This window comes from Stieleria sp. (assembly GCF_041595215.1).
Classification (GTDB): Bacteria; Planctomycetota; Planctomycetia; order Pirellulales; family Pirellulaceae; genus Stieleria; species Stieleria magnilauensis.
In genome coordinates this window covers 1-3,215 of sequence record NZ_JBFHKV010000996.1, presented here as the reverse complement: position 1 = coordinate 3,215, position 3,215 = coordinate 1, and the positions used below count along the sequence as shown (strand labels likewise).

The following is a 3,215-nucleotide window of genomic DNA, read 5'->3' as shown; positions in this document are numbered from 1 at the left end:
GGGACGCACGTCGCGGCGCGTTGGTGTTCTACAAGTCCGCGGCGGCGTGCGTGAAATGCCATGGCAGCGGGGACGATGCGACGCCACTCGGGCCCGATTTGGCCACGATCGGCCCAGTCACCGAGCAGCATGTGATCGAATCGTTGCTGGATCCGTCCAAGAAGATTCGCGAAGGCTTTCAAACTCACACCCTGTTGTTGGAAGACGGGTCGGTGGTGACGGGCTTGATCGCAACGACGACCGACGACACCGTGACGCTGCGCTCGGCATCGGACTTGACCCGCGAGACCACGATCGAGCGTGATGACATTGTGCAGATGAAGCCGGCGTCCAAATCGATGATGCCCGAAGGCCTTGTCGCGTCGCTGCGTGACCAGCGGGATTTTCTGGATCTGGTCCGCTTCGTCACCGAAGTCGCCGCCGGTGGTCCCGAACGCTTCGCCGCTTTGAAACCGCGACCGGAGCAGTTGGCGGTCAAAGATGATTCCCAAGATCTAGATCATGCGGGCATCATCGGCGGGTTCCGTTCCCGTGACTTCGAAACCGGCAAAGGAATCTATCACGGCTATTGTTTTAATTGTCACGGCAGCGACGGCAACACACCCTCCTTGCCTACGGCGCGCGCTTTCGGAACTCAAAAGCTGAAGTTCGGTAGCGACCCGTATCGCATGTTCATGACCCTGACGCGCGGCAACGGGTTGATGGCGCCGATGTCGCACCTGACGCCCAAGGAACGTTATCAGGTCGTGCACTACATCCGCGAGCAGTTCATGAAGCCGTCCAACCCAGACTACTTCAAGGTCGACAAGGACTACTTGGCGGGGCTGCCCAAGGGAACCAAGGATGGCACGGAGATCGAAAACGTGCAGCGCGATTTTGGTCCCGCTTTGGCGTCCCAATTGGAACGAAAATTCAGCAGCGTTCTGACGGTCAAGCTTGGTGACCTAACCGTCTCGTACGACTTGCACACGATGAACCAGGCTGGCATCTGGCGCGACGGGTTTTTGGACCTCAGCAACACGCAACACGTTCGGGCACGCGGCGAGGGAACCGCCAATCCCGACGGCCAGGTGCTCGATGCCTTGGCCGGTTGGCAATGGGGACACGACGAAACCCTCGACTATCCGCGGGACAACTTGCTGCCGCGGGGGCCGATGCCGCAACGGTGGATGGACTATCGCGGGCATTACTTGCACGGCGATCAGTTGGTGCTGCGCTATCGCATCGACGGCCGCGAGATCCTGGAGTTGCCGCAACAGGGCGCACTGCGAAACTCCGTCCGTCATTCGCTGCGGATTGGCCCAGGCAAGGAACTGGTGCTGTCGGCCGCCCAAGGCGACGCATCGCGGAATCACTCGATGCTCGTGCCAATCAACGGCAACGCGGATACAGGCAATGGTGATGCCCGCGCCGCAGACGCGGGGGCGGTGATCGCGTTGGTCGCTTCCCCGGCGGGCAATGACGGCGCCGACGACACGATGGCTGAGTTCACCGCCGCGGCCGTGACCGGTGATGTCGATGGGCTGGAATGGCAGGTCGATGCGAAGCATCGATTGCGGTTGGTGATTCCGGCCAGTGATCAAACGCGACAGGTTGACGTTTACTGTCTCGCGGGTGATTCCGTCGAAGACGCCGACGGAGCGGACGAGCACGTGTCGTTGTCGCAATTCAAAACCTTCCTCGCCGAGTCTCCGTCGACATCACCGCCGGTGGACTTTGACCGCCTGACGACCGGCGGACCGCTGCTGTGGCCCGACGTGTTGACGACCACCGGGTATCTGGGATTGGAACAAGGTGCCTATGCGCTCGACACGATCACGATTCCAGACGCCACGCCGTGGAACACCTGGTTTCGCACGTCGGCACTGGACTTCTTTGCCGATGGACGGATGGCCGTTGCGACACACGGTGGCGACATTTGGATCGTTTCGGGAATCGACGACGACTTGCTGAACTTGAAATGGAAACGATTCGCCGGCGGCTTGTACGAACCGTTCGGCGTCAAGATCGTGGACGGGAACGTCTTCGTCACCTGCAAGGACCGGTTGGTCAAACTGCACGATGCCGACGGCAATGGCGAAGCGGACTTTTATGAAAGCTACAGCGCCGATCAAGACGTTTCGGTCAACTTCCATGCCTTCAATTTTGATTTGCAAACCGATGATCAAGGCAATTTTTATTACGCCAAAAGCGGGCATGGGACGGACTCGGACATCCCCGGCGCGGTGATCAAGGTGTCGGCCGACGGGCGGCATCGAGAGGTGTATTGCACCGGGTTTCGCACGCCCAACGGGATGGGCAGTTTGCCCGACGGCCGCGTGGTCGCCAGCGACAATCAAGGGCAATGGACGCCGGCGTCGAAGATCAGTCTGCTGCGGTCCGGCGGTTTTTACGGTTGGGTCGGCAACTATTCGATCCCCGGCATGTGGGCCCCCGGTGGCGGCACCATCGACCTTAAACAAGTCGTTCCGCCGGATTCGTTCGATCCGCCGCTGGTTTGGATGCCGCAAGAATTCGACAACTCGTGCGGTGGCCAGGCATGGGTCGACGACGAGCGTTGGGGGCCTCTGTCGGGGCGCCTGTTGCACACCAGTTTCGGCAAGGGCTGGATGTACTACACGATGATCCAGGATTTTCCCGACGTGTCTCAAGCCGCGATCATCAAGTTGCCGTTTGATTTCAGCACCGGCATCATGCGAGCCCGAGTGAATCCGGCCGACGGCCAAGTCTATGCCACCGGGTTGCATGGCTGGAACGGCGGCGGCCGGATCGGATTAGACGACAAAGGGATCCAGCGGCTGCGGTACACCGGAAAGCCGCACAAGATGGTCAGCGATTGCAAAGTCCAGGCGGAGGGATTGAAGCTGCAATTCAATTTCCCGCTCGACATCCCGTCGGCGACCGATCTGGCATCCTACGACGTGACCCACTGGAATTATCGATGGGCCAAATCGTACGGCTCAGAAATGTATTCGCCCGAGACCGGTGAAATCGGTGTCGACAAAATGAACGTGACCAGCGTGTCGTTGGGCAGCGACGGCAAGAGCGTGTTGTTGAACATCCCCGACCTGGAACCGGTTGATCAAGTCCACGTCCTGCTAAAACTGAAGGCGCGCGACGGCGAGGCGTTTGAAGAGGAGATCTACTGGACGATCAACCGCGTGCCGGAGGGATGATCGCCAGCGAACTCCGCGAAGACGATGCAACCGAATGCC

The 3,215-nt window shown here is 60.0% G+C and carries 1 protein-coding gene; it reads left to right on the top strand.

Annotated features, from left to right (window positions below):
* The coding region (locus ABX749_RS27245; protein WP_372898800.1) for a DUF6797 domain-containing protein at positions 1 to 3,176 on the top strand (3,176 nt) is incomplete at its 5' end.
* Positions 3,177 to 3,215: the final 39 nt, after the last annotated feature.